The sequence below is a fragment of the Desulfoplanes sp. PS50 genome (genome assembly GCF_053851535.1).
Window position 1 is genome coordinate 1 of sequence record NZ_JBSPZA010000006.1, and the last position, 16086, is coordinate 16086.

The following is a 16086-nucleotide window of genomic DNA, read 5'->3' on the forward strand; positions in this document are numbered from 1 at the left end:
TGAACGGATGGTGGCAAACGTTTGGGGATCGGTCTTCGCATTTTGTATAACCTCCTGATATTATTGGCTATACAAAAATGCGGCCCACACTAGCTGCCTCTTGTCAAGTAAAAAATGAGCATTTTTTAAAATAATTTCAAATGGCTACATGCAAAAACCTAACCGGAAATTACTGAGTCCGACATTATCTTAATGGTATTCCCGGGGTGACCGACCGGTCGCCCCCATCCGCGATCATAGCGACACCATCTCTTGGGGTCGTGAATCTCGTCACCGGTATCTACATTCTTGCCTGGCACAGTATACGCCATGGACACCTGCATGACCGACATCACCACAATTCGTAATTTCAGTATCATCGCCCATATCGATCACGGCAAGTCCACCCTGGCGGACCGGATCATGGAACTGACCGGTCTGATTGCCGACCGGGACAAAAAGGATCAGTACCTGGACCGCATGGAACTGGAACAGGAGCGGGGCATCACCATCAAGTCCCAGACCGTCCGGATTCCCTACACGTCTCCAGCGGGAAATAAATATATCCTGAACCTTATCGACACGCCGGGGCATGTGGACTTCAGCTATGAGGTTTCGCGCAGTCTGGCGGCCTGTGACGGCGCCTTGCTCGTCGTGGACGCCACCCAGGGCGTTGAAGCCCAGACCCTGGCCAATGTCTACCTGGCCCTGGACCATGACCTGGACGTGATTCCCGTGCTGAACAAGATCGACCTTCCCAGCGCCCATCCCGAAGAGGTCTGCCAGGAAATCGAGGAGGCCATCGGCCTGGATTGCTCAAACCCCATCATGGTCAGTGCCAAAACCGGGGAAGGGGTGCCCGAACTCCTGGAGCGGGTGATCACCGACATCCCTTCACCCAAAGGGAATGCCGATCAACCTCTCAAGGCCCTTATCTTCGATTCCTGGTATGATTCCTATCAGGGCGTTGTTGTGCTCTTTCGCATTCTGGAAGGAACGATCACGAATCGCCAACCGATTCGCATGGTCTCCACAGGTAAGGAGTTCGAGGTCACCCGACTGGGTGTTTTTTCTCCCGAACCCCTGGATATCGCCGAACTCGGACCCGGAGAGGTCGGCTTTTTGTGCGCCAGCATCAAGGAATTGGACGAGGCACGGGTTGGAGACACCATCACCCATCCCAAAAATCCGACCACAACCCCCTTTCCCGGATTCAAGATGGTCAAGCCCATGGTCTTTTGTGGTCTGTACCCGGTCGAACCTGCCCAATACAATATCCTGCAATCAGCCCTGGAAAAACTCCAGCTGAACGATGCAGCCTTTGCCTATGAAGCAGAAACATCCCAGGCTCTGGGATTTGGTTTCAGAGCGGGCTTTCTGGGACTGCTGCACATGGAGATCATCCAGGAACGGTTGGAGCGTGAATTCAAGGCAAATCTCATTGCCACCGCGCCCTCGGTAATATACGAAATCCACAAGACCAATGGTGAGGTCTTTGAGATTGACAACCCGAGCAAACTGCCGAACCCGGGGGAGATCCAGACAATCAACGAGCCGTTCGTGCGCATGGAAATTCACGTACCCAACGACTATGTGGGGAACGTCTTCAAGCTCTGCGAAGAAAAGCGGGGAGTCCAGAAAGACCTCAAGTATCTGACGGCCAACAGGGTCATCATCACCTATGAACTCCCTTTTTCAGAAATCGTGTATGATTTCTTCGATCGGCTCAAATCCATGACCCGGGGATTTGCCTCCCTTGACTATGAAATCGTGGACTATCGGCCATCGGATCTGGTCAAACTGGATATCCTGATCAACGGCGATCCCGTGGATGCCATGTCCTGCATCGTTCATCGCGATACAGCCTACTACAGGGGTCGGGCCCTGGCGCTGAAACTCAAACGGCTCATCCCCCGACAGCTCTATGAGGTTATCGTCCAGGCGGCTATTGGTTCCAAAATCATCGCCAAGGAACGCAACGCCCCCCTGCGCAAAAATGTGACCGCAAAGTGTTATGGCGGAGACATCACACGCAAGCGCAAGCTCTTGGAAAAACAAAAAGAGGGCAAAAAAAGGATGAAGCGCATGGGCAGCATAGAGATCCCACAGGAGGCCTTCTTGGCCGCCATGCAGGTGGATGACAAATAGCCCGGCAGGCAAACGACTTGTCCGGTACCACCAGCTCTATTCTGCACGCTGTTTTCAAAAACATGTCACCTTGGAATTGATCAGGGTAGTGTGCCCGCACCAAGCGCAAAGGCACTCCCCGCCAAACTCATTCATCAACGAATATCAATCAGGACCTTCCCATGGAACCACGCTGGCTCACTGTTTTAAAAGAATATGCCGAAGCCCTTATCATCGCTTTCATCCTGGCCTTCATCATCCGATCCTTTGTGGTCCAGGCCTTCAAGATTCCCTCGGGTTCCATGCTCGAGACCCTGCAGATAGGCGATCATCTCCTGGTCAACAAATTTGTCTATGGTCTCAGGATTCCCTTTACCGATTTTTTTGTCACCCGTTTCTCCGACCCCGAGTTCAAGGACATCATTGTCTTTGAATTTCCTGAAGACCCTTCCAAGGATTTCATCAAACGGGTCATCGGCACACCAGGGGATGTCCTGGAAATGCGCGACAAGGTACTTTTTCGCAACGGCCAGAAACTGGATGAGCCCTATGCCCAGCATGTGGAGCCTACCTATCGCCCCACGCGAGACAATTTCGGCCCGATTACCGTTCCCGAAAACAAGTATTTCGTCATGGGGGATAATCGGGACCAGTCCTATGATTCACGTTTCTGGGGATTCGTGGATCGCGACAAGATAGCCGGCAAGGCCATGATTCTGTACTGGTCCTGGGAGGGCTTCTCGAACATCCGCTGGAATCGCATCGGCAGACTCGTGGAGTAGCCATGGTCTCCAAGGTCGAAACAACCGCCCTTTTAGGCATCGATGCCTTTACCGTTGAGCTTGAAGTCGATCTGGCCAGAAGCGGAATGCCCGCATTCTGTATGGTTGGACTTGCCGAGGGTGCAGTACGCGAAAGCAAGGAACGAGTGTTCTCGGCTTTAAAAAACAGTGGATTCCGGTTGCCGGCTTCTCGGATCACGGTCAATCTGGCCCCGGCCGATGTGCGCAAGGAAGGCAGCGGCTATGATCTGCCCCTGGCACTCGGACTTCTGGCTGGTGCCGGAGAGATTCCCGAGCATGCCCTAAATGGTTACTACATGGCCGGAGAACTCTCCCTGAACGGGGAACTCAGGCCGGTCACCGGGATTCTCCCCATGGCCCTCAAGGCCCGGGACATGGGGGCCAAGGCTCTGTTCGTACCCAGAGACAATGCAGCCGAAGCGGCCGTGGTCAAGGGACTAAACGTCCTTCCCCTGGATTCCCTGTCCCAATCCATCCAGTTTTTCCTTGGCGAAATGTCCATCGAACCAGTGGTCAACGATCTGGATTCCATATGGGCTCTGCGTGAAAAACATCTGGTGGATTTCTCCGAAGTCAAAGGCCAGGAACATGCCAAACGGGCCATTGAAATCGCATCGGCTGGAGCCCATAATCTCCTTTTCCTCGGTCCTCCTGGTAGTGGAAAAACCATGCTGGCCAAGCGTATCCCCACCGTGCTCCCGCCCCTGGGGTTTGAAGAGGCCCTGGAGGTGACCAAGATCTACAGCGTGGCAGGTCAGCTCAAACCAGACCAGCCCCTGATCGTAGCGCGCCCTTTCAGATCTCCTCATCATACCATTTCCGACGCCGGACTCATAGGTGGTGGTCAATACCCCCGGCCCGGTGAGGTCTCCTTGGCTCACAGGGGTGTGCTCTTCCTTGATGAGCTCCCGGAGTTCAAGAAACATGTCCTTGAGGTTCTCAGACAGCCTTTGGAAGATGGCAATGTGACCATCTCCAGGGCAGCTGTCTCGTTGTCCTATCCAGCCGACTTCATGCTCGTGGCAGCCATGAACCCCTGCCCCTGCGGGTATCTTGGCGATGAACGTCATCCATGCGTCTGCACACCGGGCCAGATTCAGCGGTACAGATCCCGGCTCTCCGGACCACTCCTGGATCGTATCGATCTCCAGGTCGAGGTCCCGGCCGTACCCTACAAGGAACTCCGTCAGAATGCCGGGGCGCTCGACTCTGCGACCATGCGCACCCGTATCCAGACCGCCCGGGACATCCAGGCCAAACGCTATCAAAACACCCCCCTGCTGACCAACGCCCAGCTCTCGGGAAAATGGCTCCAGGAATTCTGCCCTCTCGGTGATGCTGAGCACGGTTTTCTGGAATCCGCAGTCAAAAATCTTGGTCTTTCGGCCCGCGCCTTCACTCGCATATTGCGCATCGCCCGAACCATTGCCGATCTTTCCGGCGATCCCGGCCTCAACGCCCACCACCTGGCCGAAGCCATCAACTACCGCACCCTGGACAGGCAGAACGACTATTTTTAAACAGAGACCATTTTCCATGCAGAATCGCTTTGCGATTCTTTCACCAACCATTCCATTTGCCGACAATGACAACCATCTTCCAAAAACGCCAGCAACGCCTGGCCAGATCCCTCCAAAAAAACGACATCGCGGCCCTGCTCGTCACCCACGCGGCCAATCGCTATTATCTTTCAGGCTTCGAACTCCATGACCCCCAATGCAACGAAAGTGCGGGGGCCCTTCTTGTAACCCGAGAAGGTGAAGCATGGCTGCTGACAGACAGTCGGTACAAAGATGCTGCAACCCGGCTCTGGCCAGAGGAACGTATCTTCATATACGCAGGGGGCAAGGACGAGCATATCGCCAGCTGGATACATGATCTTGGTATCCGGACTTTGGCCATCGAAGCTGTTTCCATGCCAGTTGTCCAGTACAAAATACTTGAACAAAAAGTGGATCTGGTACCCACCAAAAATCTGGTTGAAAATCTCAGAATCATCAAGGATAACGCCGAGATCCAGGCGCTCAAGCAGAGTTGCTCGCTGAATCATCACGTTTTTTCCCAGCTGGAATCACTCCTTGTCCCTGGAATGACCGAAGCCGACCTGGCCTGGAAAATTGAACGGCTCTTCCGGGAACAGGGCGCCTCGGAACTCAGCTTCGAGACCATTGTCGCGGTCGGACCGAACAGCGCACTGCCCCATGCGATTCCGGGCAGCGCGGCCGTGACCCGGGATTGCCCGGTTCTTGTGGACATGGGATGTCGTCTGAACGGATATTGTTCGGATCAGACTCGAACCTTTTGGGTTGGAGACACCCCGAGCAAGGCGTTTCTGGATACCCTCAAGCGTGTCCAGGAGGCCCAGCAGATTGCCCTGGAACATTATAAACCGGGCGAACCGATAAAGCATGCCGACCAGGCGGCGCGGTCCTATTTCGACAAACATGGTCAAAGCATGTATTTCACCCACTCGCTGGGCCATGGAGTCGGGCTGGAAACCCATGAACCACCAGCGATAAGCCCCAGAGCACAGACCGAGTTCAGACCCGGCATGGTCGTCACTGCGGAACCCGGACTTTATTATACGGAATGGGGCGGAGTCAGATGGGAGCACATGGTTCTGATAACGGAAGATGGTCATGAGGTCCTCTAAACCCCGTCTTCAAAAACACAGATCCGGACAAATTTCGCCTCGATCCTCATTCAGCGTGTCCAGCCCGCCGACCTGGTCTGACCACATCTATGTCGAACTGGCCCGTGCGGATATCGCCTTATTCAAGTTCATTCTTGAGTCTTGTGATAATTTGGCGTATTTGTCGGTGCTTGATAAATATCGGGCCATGATTCGGCTGACCTTTGCTCCGGAGGCCCGGAAAACGGTCGAAAGCCTGCTTGAATCCCTGAACGGTGTCCTTGACCTTCGCGCCTGCTTTCACATCCCGCACAAGGACGAACCATCCTTCGCCCCTTAAGCCATCTTCTCATCCATGCACACATCACATCGCGCCACCTCTGAAAACGACCGGCAACCCCCTGGCATTGAATCCTTTGCAGAAGGGGATATCATCTTCAATGCCGGCGATCCCGCCCACCGCTTTCACATTCTTCTTGGGGGCAGCGTTGCACTGTCCAAACACAACGAGCCACCCATACACATCACGGGGCGCCATGCCTTTGGAGTGGAAGGAATCATCAGTACGGCCGGTGTGTATCCCTGCACCGCACTGGCGCTGGAACCCTGCAGAGTGGCCACCTATCAGGCCGATGTCATCGACGACATCCTGCAGAACTCCCCACGGACCATCCAGCTTATCATGGAAGGGCTTTCCCATGTTTTGGAGGCAAGCTGGACAAGGTTCGGCAAAAACAATCCCGCGAACATGCAGACCCAATTCGTGGGCCGGATCCAAACCAAAGGTCCTGGCCAATGGGTCATGAAAGATGGAGAAATGAGCACGGAAATCTACCGGATCATTTCAACGGACAAGGGGCTCGAAGTTGTTAAGAACGACAACCAGCTGGCCGTGATCAAAGAGCCGGGAGAAATATTCGGGGAAATGGCCTTCCTGCTCAACGAAGGAAGAACCGCAGGGATCAGATCCCTGGGCAATTCCGTGCTCGAGGTCTATTCGCCCGAGCAATTGACTTCCATGCTCTCGGACTACCCTGATTTTTCCCTGCGGGTGATAACCACTCTGGCCCAACGTCTTGCCAAAACCAGCCGGGAATTGGCCGAAACCAAAAACCGCATGGAAAAAAGCATGTGAGGCCGACAATCCTGTCCTGAACACCGTTGCCTTTTTTGTATTTTATCCGAACCGATCACCCCGACAAAAAAATGAAATGCCCCTTGCCAGACAACCGGTGAGGGGCAAAGACATACTGAAATCAAGGAGTATGATATGAAAGATGATAAGGGACTCTATTACTATCCCAATCCCTCAAGCAAACAGGAACGCATGTATGTCCGCGAGAACGACGGGGCCATCGAGTTCAGACTCTGGAGCAGCCGAAGCCCTGAAGTGTGGGATCGACACGGCTGGCTGGACATGGATATCATCCAACGGGCTGCGGAGATGCAGAAACAGCGTGGCAACAAGGCCCCCACTGAAATCTATGATCTGGATTCCGCTAAATTTCTGCTCAAGAATGAAAAATAGGAGAAAGGGAGCAGCGCACGGTACGTAGCAGGCAGTGCGCAGTGCGCAGCTTGAAAAAAGCCCTGAGTAACACCATGAGGATTGGGTGGCTCTGGGCTTTTTTCTGGGTTTCACGCGGCAGAGATTTACTGGAATTGCACCACAATCTTCTGATTCTTTCCTTCACGGCGAACCTGAAAGACCAGATCCTGATCCTTCTGTGCTGCGGGAAAGGCTGCTCTGTGCAGATCGAGCCCGCTTGTAATCTCGTGGCCACCAGCGGTAACCAGAACATCACCCGGCCTGAATCCCGCCCTGGCAGCCCTGGAATCGGGAATCACTCCCTTCACCACAAGCGCGTCATCCCGTGATTCGAGAACCAAGCCCAATCGGCTGCCCGTGCCTGTTGACGGGCAGAGATAGTAATAGTCGGCGCCCGCCGGCGTGATTTCGCTGCTCGCTCTCACCGGCATGACCGAAACGACACGGGCTTCCGGATCCAGCACACTCAGGCGATCTGCTATGCCCCAGCGGTTCTCCACATGCCCGGCTCCCGCCAGAATAACCACCTTGCGCCCGGTTTTTTCCCGCTACCCGACCGCGGTCTCAGCCATGGCCGTATCCCAGAGGGACTGGACCAGGAAAAACGACTCGGTAAGGGAATCTTCCTGATTACTCATCTGGGCATGCATGAGCAGCATGGGGCCAAGAGCCTTTTTCTGTTCCTCGGGTGCCAGAATCAACGGATCAGGAATATATTTCTGGTCCGGCTCTACAACGCCTTCCAGCCCGTTTTTCCGGACCGTATCCACAATCCTGCGGGGAATGTTCAGGGCTGCCATGGGAAGGCCGAATTCCCGACAAATCTCGAAAACAGGCTTGTACAAATGAAAAGGATGTCCCCAGCGATCCTTCCACTCAAGACGGGATGGAATGTCAGCCATGGAAATCGTCCCATTATTCCACGCATCCAGCACAGGCTGCATGTCCCGTGAAACCATTTCCAGGCCAACCACGGGCCGATCTTTGCTTTCGGCCAGGGTGCGAAGGATCGTTGCCTGCCCCAGATGATCGCAGGCGTTGGTATGTCCCTCACCGAGAAGGATGTAATCGGCAGTGCCGACCTGAGCCGACAAGCAATTCGGGGAAATGGTTTCTCCCTGGTTGGTATGCAATATGGGATTTGGAACCGGTTCGTGGACCGTACGCATTGTCTTATGCCCGGCACACCCTACAGCCGTCACGATCATCCCGGCAAAGGCGACTGCCAGTAAAATCTCTTTCATATCCATCTTCCTCTCCATGCTTGGATTGGTACAAACATTGGCAACCCTACCCCGTGCACGGCATAATCACCAAGCTCTTTCTCAACGCTTACCCGGCGGACAGTACATGCGCCACATCGTTTTCTGCAAGCCATCCAAATGAAAAACCGGCAAGGTCACCCCTGCCGGTTTATATATCGGATTACAGGATCATGCCCCTAATCCCACTTGCGCTTGTCCTCGATAAGACGGATCTGGGGAGGCAGACTTCCCGGATCGAGAACCTTGAGCAGAGGACGGATCTTGATCTTCTCGCGGAAGGAGTGGAGCAATTCGTCTTCACGGCTGAAACTGCTGGCCTCGATGGACAGGATCATTTCATCGATTCCGCCGGGATTGGTCACCTCGATCTGCCACCGTTTGACCTCTTCGAAACTGGCAAGAACCTGTTCCACCTGATGCGGATAGACGAACATGCCCTTGATCCTGGCCGTGGTGTCCACACGACCGACAATCGTTCCGAGCCGCGGAGAGGTTCTTCCACAGGAGCAGGGCTCACGATCGATATAGGAAAGATCCCCGGTGGCCAGACGGATCAGGGGATAGGTCTTGTTGAAGGCAGTGACCACGATCTCGCCCACGTCACCGTCTTTCAAGGGGATACCTGTGTCCGGATGGCAGATTTCCACAAAACAACGATTGGCCACATGCAGCCCGTTCTTCTGAAAACACTCGTAGCCGATGCACCCGACGTCAGCGGTTCCGTATCCCTGGCGCATGATCAAATCGAATTTCTTCTCTATGGTCGTGCGCATCTTTTCGGAAAACTTTTCCCCGGTGACAAAGGCCACTTCGAGATAGAGCTCCTTGCGCAGGTTAAGCCCCTTTTCTTCTCCCTTCTGTGCCAGATGCATCAGATAGCTCGGTGTGCCCACATATCCGGTCACCCTGAGTTTCTGCATGATATCCAGCTGGTTATTGGTATTGCCCGGGCCTGCAGGAATGACCGCGCAATTGAGATTCTTGAGAGGCTCCTCAAACATGAGCCCGGCAGGATTCATGTGATAGTTGAAGGTGATCTGCGCCAGATCGCCGGGTCTGAAACCGGCTGCATAAAAGCTCTCCGACCATCCCCAATAATCCTCACTGCGATCCTCGGGATCGAAAATCGGGCCGGGTGACAGAAAAATGCGGCGCAACTCCCCGAGATCCTTGGTCAACAGTCCACCCAGACGGGGTCCCATGGACTGGAGAAAGATAAGCTCTTTTTTCTTGAGAATGGGTATATGCTTGAGATCGGACAATTCTCTGAATTTTTCCACATCGAACTGGGCCCGATCAAACCGTTTCTTGACATCCTCGGAATATCTATACGCATAAGAAAGCAGATCTTTGAGCTGAATCTGATAAAATTTTTTGCGCTCGCTCTCGTCGAGAACCTCGCGTCGGCTGTAGATTCCTTCTGTGCGGTCTTTGCGGGTCATGTGCCGCCACCCCCTTGAAATGGATTGTATTCCCATCCCTTGCGATCTATCTGCAAACCACAGGTACGGGTACTCTGATGTAAACCGTGTCTGATAGAGTTTTTTGCCCCAAAAAGCAAGTAGCAGCCGGACCACTTTCAGCGGTCCCTGCACCTATTCAGGATAATTGGCGTTTCAAAAAACTGCTGACAGCATACCCGTCATCCCGATGCGCGCCAACGACGCAACGTTCCCATGCTCCCCCACACGACTACCGGCCAGTGACCCCGTATACGTCCCTGGATCAAACCGGGGATAACGCTTTTTTCTTCGAGTCCTGAAAAAAATTGTCGCGTTCCGGTTTGGGCGAACACGAGGTTCGCCCCGGACATTCACCTTCCATTCGCCTTTCCCGTCAGCTTTGCATAAGGTCTGCTAACCTCGCAAGCTCGCTAAGCATTCACTTTTACTCTGCATAAGGTCTGCTAACCTCGCAAGCTCGCTAAGCATTCACTTTTACTCTGCATAAGGTCTGCTAACCTCGCAAGCTCGCTAAGCATTCACTTTTCCCGCCCTTCCTGCGCACTGCGCCCTGCGTACTGCGCACTTTTTTCCTGTCGAGTCCTACCACCTCTCCCTCCGCCCCTTTTTTCCGGGCAAAAATCAGGAAACCGGTATGGGCGACCATCCGGTCATCCGGGCGGAATCGCTCGCCGTTGATCTTGTATTTGCGCAGCAGGATCTCGAGCACCTCGACATCGCCAAAAGGCGCATGCTCAAGGGCAAGGAGCAGGTCCTGAACCTGATTGGTGGTTGGAAGCAGAAATCCAATCGGGGCACCTGGACGCATGGCCGCGGCTGCCTGCTCGAGATACTCCCAGGGCGTACGCACATCCAGAAAGAGTGCGTCCACATCGGTCTGCAAAAACCCTTCTGTAATGTCCCGGTTGAACCATTCGACCCGCGAAGCAAGCCCGGCCCATTCGAGATTCTGGGAGCACAGGTCGCTGAATTCCTCCCGTCTGTCATAGGAGAAAACCCGTCCCTGTTCACCAACACTCCAGGCCAGGGCCATGGTCATCCCGCCGGAACCGCTTCCCGCCTCGATGATCCGCCTCCCCGGGCCCACGCCCAAACGCAGCATGGCATAGCCGATGTCCTTGGGATACATGATCTGGGTATGTCGTTTGATCCCCTTGATCAGATCGTACAGCGTGGGCAATAAAACAGAATAGGGACGTCCAAGATGGGTGTTCACGCTTGCCCCGAATCCCTGATCCAGAACATCGGCGAGCTCGAGCTTGCCGTCATGGGTGTGCAGGGTTTCTTCGGGATCGAGAACACGAAAGTATCGCTTGCCCTTGGGGCTGACTAACATTACCAATTGACCGGCTTGTAACATGGGGGTTCCTCCTCGAGAATAAGGGGCGAGGTATCCCGGGTTCAACAATCCTGTCAATAAAGGGTTCTGACAAAAAAGCACCCAGGGCACATTTGTTCGAATGCAGGCACCTGAAAGACGGGGCCGGCGAGAGAACTTCAAACCGCCCGGAACGGGGCGAGCTGGTCATGCGAACAAATTGGCCCTGAAAAAGCACCTCCATGCCCTTGTCATTTCCCCAAAACGACCTATATTTACCTATTGTTTTTGATACGCACTCACTCACCTCAGGCAAGGAATTTCACTGACGTGGATTTCACATATATTTTTGGACCCGTACCCTCGGGCAGACTCGGCCGCTCTCTTGGCCTCGATCTTCTGGGCCACCCTATCTGTGACTTTGACTGTTTGTACTGTGAAGTGGGCAAAACCCGAGTCCACACACTGACGCGCAAACCATGGGTCAAGGCCGGGACCATTCTGAACGAACTCGAGGCATGGCTCTCTCTCGGCCTGCCGCTTCCCGAATACATCACCCTGGGGGGAAAGGGGGAGCCCTGTCTGAACAGCGAGATGGGTGCGATCATCCAGGGCGTGCATCGCCTGGCTCCACGGATTCCCGTTGCCGTACTGACCAATGGGACGCTCCTTGGAAATCCCGAGGTCAGTGAGGCCATCAGCCAGGCCGAGGTCGTCCTGCCCTCCATGGATACCCTGATCAACGATGAATTTCTCAAACTCAATCGCCCCTGTCCCGGGCTGAATCTGGAAGCAATCCGCACAGGGATTCTGTCGTGGGGCTCCACCTATAATGGGTCCATCTACCTGGAAATCCTTCTTGTAGCCGGAATCAACGACACGGAAAACAATCTCCGGGCCATGGTCTCGTTCTGCAAAAAACTGGCACCGGAACGTATCGACGTGGTCACCATGACCCGACCAGGTGCGTATTCCGCTGCGCGACCCGTTGACGCTGCCACCCTTGATACATGGCGAGCCGCCCTGGCCCCAGCCCAGAAGAACGCTTCCTTCACCCATACGGCAAAACATATCGATCCTCGCCTCTTTGCTACCATGGATGACATACAGCTGAAAAAGGCTATTCTGAACTCCATTGCCATCCGCCCCCAGACCGTCCAGCAACTCGGTCTGGCCATGGACATTCGCGAGAAACAGATCAAAAAGGTCATCGATCATCTCGTTGCCACGCGCCAAGTTACCGCGATCATCGATGCCGATAGCACATTCTATTCCTGTCTCGATCAAGATCGGGAATAGTCGATCAACAAATTTCCGTCGTCTCCAGACCCGTATCGAACCAGTTTACACGGAAATCGATACCTCCTGCCGAACCGTTATCGTCGAGCAGGGAAATGGATTTGGAGATGATTCCAACTTTTTCAAGCATATAGAGGAAACTATGGCCTCCAACAAAAACCGTCGCAAGATGTTTATCAGCGTTCTTCCCGGAGAACAGGTCGAAGTGGTCCTGACCCAGGACGGCCGGGTCGAGGAATACTATCTGGAAATGGTTCATCAGAGCAAAACCAAAAGCAATATTTACAAGGCAAAAATCCACAACATCGACGCAGCCCTGCAGGCAGCCTTTATTTCCTATGGAGCCCCAAAAAACGGCTTTCTGCAGGTAGACGAGATTCATCCCGAGTACTACCAACCCGGAACCAGACACAAAAAGGGAAGCAAATATCCCCCCCTCCAGGAAGCCCTCAAACCCGGTCAGGAAGTTCTGGTCCAGGTTGTCAAAGACCCTACAGGCTCCAAAGGGGCTTTTTTGACCACCTATCTCTCCCTGCCTGGACGATACATCGTTCTCACCCCGGGACGTGAGCAACTGGGGATTTCGCGCAAAATCGAAGACCCCAAGGAACGCGAACGCCTCAAAAAGATTTTCGAAGAACTCAAAGTTCCCGAAGGCCTTGGACTCATCGTGCGCACCGTCAGCGAGGGCCAGAGCAAGACCACCCTTGGCAGGGATCTGCAATTTCTGAAACGGTTATGGAAGGAAGTCCGCAAGAAGGGGGTCGAGGCATCCGCTCCGAGCCTGGTCTATGAGGAAAAGGATCTGGCCTTCAGGGCCGTGCGGGATTATTTCACTCAGGATGTGAACGAAATCTGGGTGGACCACGAAGACACCGCCAAAATGGTCAAGGATACAGTTACCTTGCTCTATCCCCGGCGGACCAAGATGGTCAAACAGCATACGGATTTCGAGCAGACCCTGTTCGAACGATTCAATATTGAAAACCAGCTCATCCAGATCTTTCGCCGGGAGGTCAACCTCCCCAGTGGCGGGCAGCTCTGCTTCGACCAGACCGAGGCCCTCATGGCCGTGGACATCAACTCAGGCAAGATCGGCGGCAAAAAGAACTTCAAGGAAATGGCCCTGCGAACCAACCTTGAGGCGGCCGAAGAAATCCCCAGACAGCTCCGTCTGCGTGACGTCGGCGGGCAGGTGGTCATCGACTTCATCGAGATGAAGGACAGAGGTCATATCCAACAGGTGGAAAAAACCGTGCGTGCCGCCATGAAGGGCGACAAAGCCCGGACCGATGTGGGCCGACTTTCCAAATTCGGACTCATGGAACTCATTCGACAACGGCTGGGCACATCGGCACTCTCCCTGAGCATGGAACCCTGTCCCTGCTGCAACGGGGTGGGAATCCGGAGGAACCTCGAATGGCAGGCCATCCAGACTCTCAAGGAAATGTACAGGCAACTGCGCCGCAAACAATGCCCCTCGCCCTTTGAATACTGCACCAGCCCGGAGTTGGCGGCCTATATTCTCAATCACAAACGGGATATGATCCATCGGTTCGAAGAGGAATTCTCCAAGGACATCTTTCTGGTCTCAGCCAACAGCCCCGTAAGCACGTAGACGTCATGGCCAAAAAACGCCTTCTGTTACATATCTGCTGCGGCCCCTGCGCCATCTACCCGGTCCAGGTTCTCAGGGACCAAGGGTATGACGTCACAGGGCTGTACTTCAATCCCAACATCCATCCCCTTCAGGAGTATCTCAAACGGCGTCAGGGGGTTGTGGAAACCGCCGAAAGACTCGATCTCCCGGTCATTTACAAAGACAAGGACCATGATCCGGCCTCGTACCTGCGTGCCGTGGCCTTCCGGGAAAACAACCGCTGTTTCCACTGCTATACCATGCGGCTCGAGAAAACCTGGTCCGTGGCCAAACGGGGCGGGTTCGATTGTTTCACCTCCACCCTGCTGTACAGCAAATTCCAGCAGCACCAGACCATTGCCGATCTGGGTCGCGATATTGCGGGCAGGGGCGCGACCCAATTTCTGTATCAGGATTTCAGGGAAGGCTGGAAACAGGGTATTGACATCTCCAAGGAATGGAACATCTACCGGCAGCAGTATTGCGGATGTATCTATTCGGAAATGGAACGGTATAAACGAGAGTTGGAAGGGCTGTTTTAAGGATTAAGGGTTAAGGTTTAAGGGGGGAGGACACTGGAACCTGGGGGTCTTTTCGATAAAAACGTCATTCCGGACTTGAACCGGGATCTCTCCGGGTTGGGCACTGCTTGGACGTTTCAGCCTCATTCTTTGCCTTCAAGATCCCGGCCTGCGCCGGGATGACGGGTATCGTCGGGATGGCGGATTTCTTGATTCCCGGAACATCAGGATTTGTCTGAAATCGGGAAAAGGGCACGGCGCGCCGTGCCCCTACGGGTGTTGTTTCCCGTCTCCAGACTCACCCACCTTAAAACCTAAAACCTACACTCGCCTTTGCTCCTCTACCTCCACGTCCCCTTCTGCCGCAAAAAATGCCGGTATTGCGCCTTTGCTTCAGGCCCTTTTTCCCAAGGGGCGATGCAAACCTATGTGGATCTCCTTCTTCAGGAACTCGCATTCTGGAGCGATCGCCTGGAATACCCCGTTTTCGAGACCATCTATTTCGGCGGGGGTACCCCCTCGCTCCTGCCTGTCAGAAATATCGAACGTATCCTGGCCACCATTTCCTCCCGATTTCACATAGCTGCGGGTGCCGAGATCACCCTGGAGGCCAATCCGGAATCAGCCAACGATCAAACCTATCTCCGCGTGCTTCACCAATTGGGTGTGAACCGCCTGAGTCTCGGGGTACAATCCCTTGATCCCAAACAGCTGCAAACCCTTGGACGTATTCATTCGCCGGATCAGGCAATCCAGAGCCTGGACAACGCCCGTGCAGCCGGATTCACCAATATCGGTCTGGATTTCATCTGGGGAATCCCCGGACAGACCACGGCCCAATGGCTTGATCAATTGGAAACCGTTGTCACTCTTCGCCCTGATCATCTTTCCTGTTATGGATTGACCGTTGAGCCCGGGACATTGCTCGAGCAGGATATTGCAACCGGAACTCTCAGCCTCCCCCCGGAAGACGATCAGGCATCCATGTTTCTTGAGGGATCGGCCCTGCTTGCCTCCCAGGGGTACGACCATTACGAAATCTCCAATTATTGTCTCCCCGGAAAACAGAGTCGCCATAATACCGGATACTGGGAGGGAAAGGAGTATCTGGGCGTCGGTCCTGGCGCGGTATCTACAATCTCTTCAAATCGCTGGACAAATCCAGCAAGTCTACCAGCCTATACCTCGGCCCTGAAGCACAAGGAACTCGATGCAGACAGGGAATTTCTTGCGCCCGCTACCCTGAACAATGAACGAATCATGCTCGCATTGCGCACCCGCAAGGGGCTGAATCTCGACATGATCCAAGCCGATGTACCGGAAGATCCGACGCGCAACCATGCTTACTCCATCGAAACCTTGCGCAGGCAGGGGCTCGCCTATACAATGGGGACTTCCTTGTGCCTGACCACAAAGGGGATGCTTGTGAGCAACGATATCATTTCTGAATTTCTCTTCCCGCAGGACATCGACCAGAATGGGTGATCTTCC

At 54.2% G+C, this 16086-nt stretch carries 15 protein-coding genes; 11 read left to right on the forward strand and 4 right to left on the reverse strand.

All coding sequences use genetic code 11. The features are described 5' to 3' along the window. The first annotated feature begins 321 nt into the window (after nucleotides 1-321). From lepA to ACTVJH_RS03915, 7 genes are all read left to right on the forward strand, one after another. Nucleotides 322-2127 carry a translation elongation factor 4 gene (gene lepA / locus ACTVJH_RS03885; protein WP_455987660.1) on the forward strand — a complete coding sequence of 602 codons (1806 nt, stop codon included), beginning with the start codon at nucleotides 322-324 and terminating at the stop codon, nucleotides 2125-2127. 161 nt (nucleotides 2128-2288) lie between these two features. Continuing rightward, nucleotides 2289-2888, forward strand: a complete 600-nt coding sequence (gene lepB, locus ACTVJH_RS03890; RefSeq protein WP_455987662.1) for a signal peptidase I — start codon at nucleotides 2289-2291, stop codon at nucleotides 2886-2888. Between the two features lie 2 nt (nucleotides 2889-2890). Beyond that, on the forward strand, nucleotides 2891-4429 hold the full coding sequence (locus tag ACTVJH_RS03895) for a YifB family Mg chelatase-like AAA ATPase (protein WP_455987664.1): 1539 nt from the start codon (nucleotides 2891-2893) through the stop codon (nucleotides 4427-4429). A gap of 65 nt (nucleotides 4430-4494) precedes the next feature. Further along, complete coding sequence (locus ACTVJH_RS03900) at nucleotides 4495-5562, forward strand: M24 family metallopeptidase (protein ID WP_455987666.1); 1068 nt, start codon at nucleotides 4495-4497, stop codon at nucleotides 5560-5562. Further along, nucleotides 5549-5881 carry a DUF4911 domain-containing protein gene (locus ACTVJH_RS03905; RefSeq protein ID WP_455987668.1) on the forward strand — a complete coding sequence of 111 codons (333 nt, stop codon included), beginning with the start codon at nucleotides 5549-5551 and terminating at the stop codon, nucleotides 5879-5881. The genes ACTVJH_RS03900 and ACTVJH_RS03905 overlap by 14 nt, the downstream gene beginning before the upstream one ends. A gap of 15 nt (nucleotides 5882-5896) precedes the next feature. Further along, the gene (locus ACTVJH_RS03910) at nucleotides 5897-6676 is read left to right on the forward strand and encodes a cyclic nucleotide-binding domain-containing protein (protein ID WP_455987670.1); all 780 of its coding nucleotides are present in this window, start codon (nucleotides 5897-5899) and stop codon (nucleotides 6674-6676) included. Nucleotides 6677-6811: 135 nt separating this feature from the next. After that, a complete protein-coding gene (locus ACTVJH_RS03915; protein ID WP_455987672.1) occupies nucleotides 6812-7069 on the forward strand; it encodes a hypothetical protein in 258 nt (85 codons plus the stop codon). 125 nt (nucleotides 7070-7194) lie between these two features. On the opposite strand, the gene ACTVJH_RS03920 is transcribed toward ACTVJH_RS03915, so the two are convergent. The 4 genes from ACTVJH_RS03920 to ACTVJH_RS03935 form a co-directional block, all read right to left on the reverse strand. After that, nucleotides 7195-7617, reverse strand: a complete 423-nt coding sequence (locus ACTVJH_RS03920) for a PDZ domain-containing protein (RefSeq protein WP_455987674.1) — start codon at nucleotides 7615-7617, stop codon at nucleotides 7195-7197. A 21-nt stretch (nucleotides 7618-7638) separates the two neighbouring features. After that, nucleotides 7639-8334 (reverse strand): ChaN family lipoprotein, encoded by a 696-nt coding sequence (locus ACTVJH_RS03925; RefSeq protein WP_455987676.1) that lies wholly within the window; start codon nucleotides 8332-8334, stop codon nucleotides 7639-7641. 197 nt (nucleotides 8335-8531) lie between these two features. Then, on the reverse strand, nucleotides 8532-9797 hold the full coding sequence (locus ACTVJH_RS03930; protein ID WP_455987678.1) for a phenylacetate--CoA ligase family protein: 1266 nt from the start codon (nucleotides 9795-9797) through the stop codon (nucleotides 8532-8534). A 514-nt stretch (nucleotides 9798-10311) separates the two neighbouring features. Beyond that, a complete protein-coding gene (locus ACTVJH_RS03935; protein ID WP_455987680.1) occupies nucleotides 10312-11178 on the reverse strand; it encodes a tRNA (adenine-N1)-methyltransferase in 867 nt (288 codons plus the stop codon). A gap of 288 nt (nucleotides 11179-11466) precedes the next feature. On the opposite strand from ACTVJH_RS03935, the gene ACTVJH_RS03940 reads away from it, so the two are divergent. The 4 genes from ACTVJH_RS03940 (at nucleotide 11467) to hemW (ending at nucleotide 16080) form a co-directional block, all read left to right on the forward strand. Continuing rightward, entirely contained in the window at nucleotides 11467-12435 is a 969-nt protein-coding gene (locus tag ACTVJH_RS03940) for a radical SAM protein (protein WP_455987682.1), read from the forward strand. Nucleotides 12436-12577: 142 nt separating this feature from the next. Beyond that, on the forward strand, nucleotides 12578-14053 hold the full coding sequence (locus ACTVJH_RS03945; protein WP_455987684.1) for an Rne/Rng family ribonuclease: 1476 nt from the start codon (nucleotides 12578-12580) through the stop codon (nucleotides 14051-14053). A gap of 5 nt (nucleotides 14054-14058) precedes the next feature. Continuing rightward, nucleotides 14059-14616: an epoxyqueuosine reductase QueH gene (locus ACTVJH_RS03950; RefSeq protein WP_455987686.1), complete on the forward strand. Its 558-nt coding sequence runs from the start codon at nucleotides 14059-14061 to the stop codon at nucleotides 14614-14616. 312 nt (nucleotides 14617-14928) lie between these two features. Further along, nucleotides 14929-16080, forward strand: a complete 1152-nt coding sequence (hemW, locus tag ACTVJH_RS03955; protein WP_455987688.1) for a radical SAM family heme chaperone HemW — start codon at nucleotides 14929-14931, stop codon at nucleotides 16078-16080. Nucleotides 16081-16086 lie beyond the last annotated feature (6 nt).

What these genes read in the sequence shown, in the direction of transcription:
- ACTVJH_RS03895 (WP_455987664.1), top strand. Translation starts at nt 2,891, where the DNA reads ATGGTCTCCAAGGTCGAAACAACCGCCCTTTTAGGCATCGATGCCTTT.
- ACTVJH_RS03900 (WP_455987666.1), top strand. Translation starts at nt 4,495, where the DNA reads ATGACAACCATCTTCCAAAAACGCCAGCAACGCCTGGCCAGATCCCTC.
- ACTVJH_RS03950 (WP_455987686.1), top strand. Translation starts at nt 14,059, where the DNA reads ATGGCCAAAAAACGCCTTCTGTTACATATCTGCTGCGGCCCCTGCGCC.
- ACTVJH_RS03935 (WP_455987680.1), bottom strand. Translation starts at nt 11,178, where the DNA reads ATGTTACAAGCCGGTCAATTGGTAATGTTAGTCAGCCCCAAGGGCAAG.
- ACTVJH_RS03945 (WP_455987684.1), top strand. Translation starts at nt 12,578, where the DNA reads ATGGCCTCCAACAAAAACCGTCGCAAGATGTTTATCAGCGTTCTTCCC.
- ACTVJH_RS03925 (WP_455987676.1), bottom strand. Translation starts at nt 8,334, where the DNA reads ATGAAAGAGATTTTACTGGCAGTCGCCTTTGCCGGGATGATCGTGACG.
- ACTVJH_RS03930 (WP_455987678.1), bottom strand. Translation starts at nt 9,797, where the DNA reads ATGACCCGCAAAGACCGCACAGAAGGAATCTACAGCCGACGCGAGGTT.
- lepB (WP_455987662.1), top strand. Translation starts at nt 2,289, where the DNA reads ATGGAACCACGCTGGCTCACTGTTTTAAAAGAATATGCCGAAGCCCTT.
- ACTVJH_RS03910 (WP_455987670.1), top strand. Translation starts at nt 5,897, where the DNA reads ATGCACACATCACATCGCGCCACCTCTGAAAACGACCGGCAACCCCCT.
- ACTVJH_RS03915 (WP_455987672.1), top strand. Translation starts at nt 6,812, where the DNA reads ATGAAAGATGATAAGGGACTCTATTACTATCCCAATCCCTCAAGCAAA.
- lepA (WP_455987660.1), top strand. Translation starts at nt 322, where the DNA reads ATGACCGACATCACCACAATTCGTAATTTCAGTATCATCGCCCATATC.
- ACTVJH_RS03905 (WP_455987668.1), top strand. Translation starts at nt 5,549, where the DNA reads ATGAGGTCCTCTAAACCCCGTCTTCAAAAACACAGATCCGGACAAATT.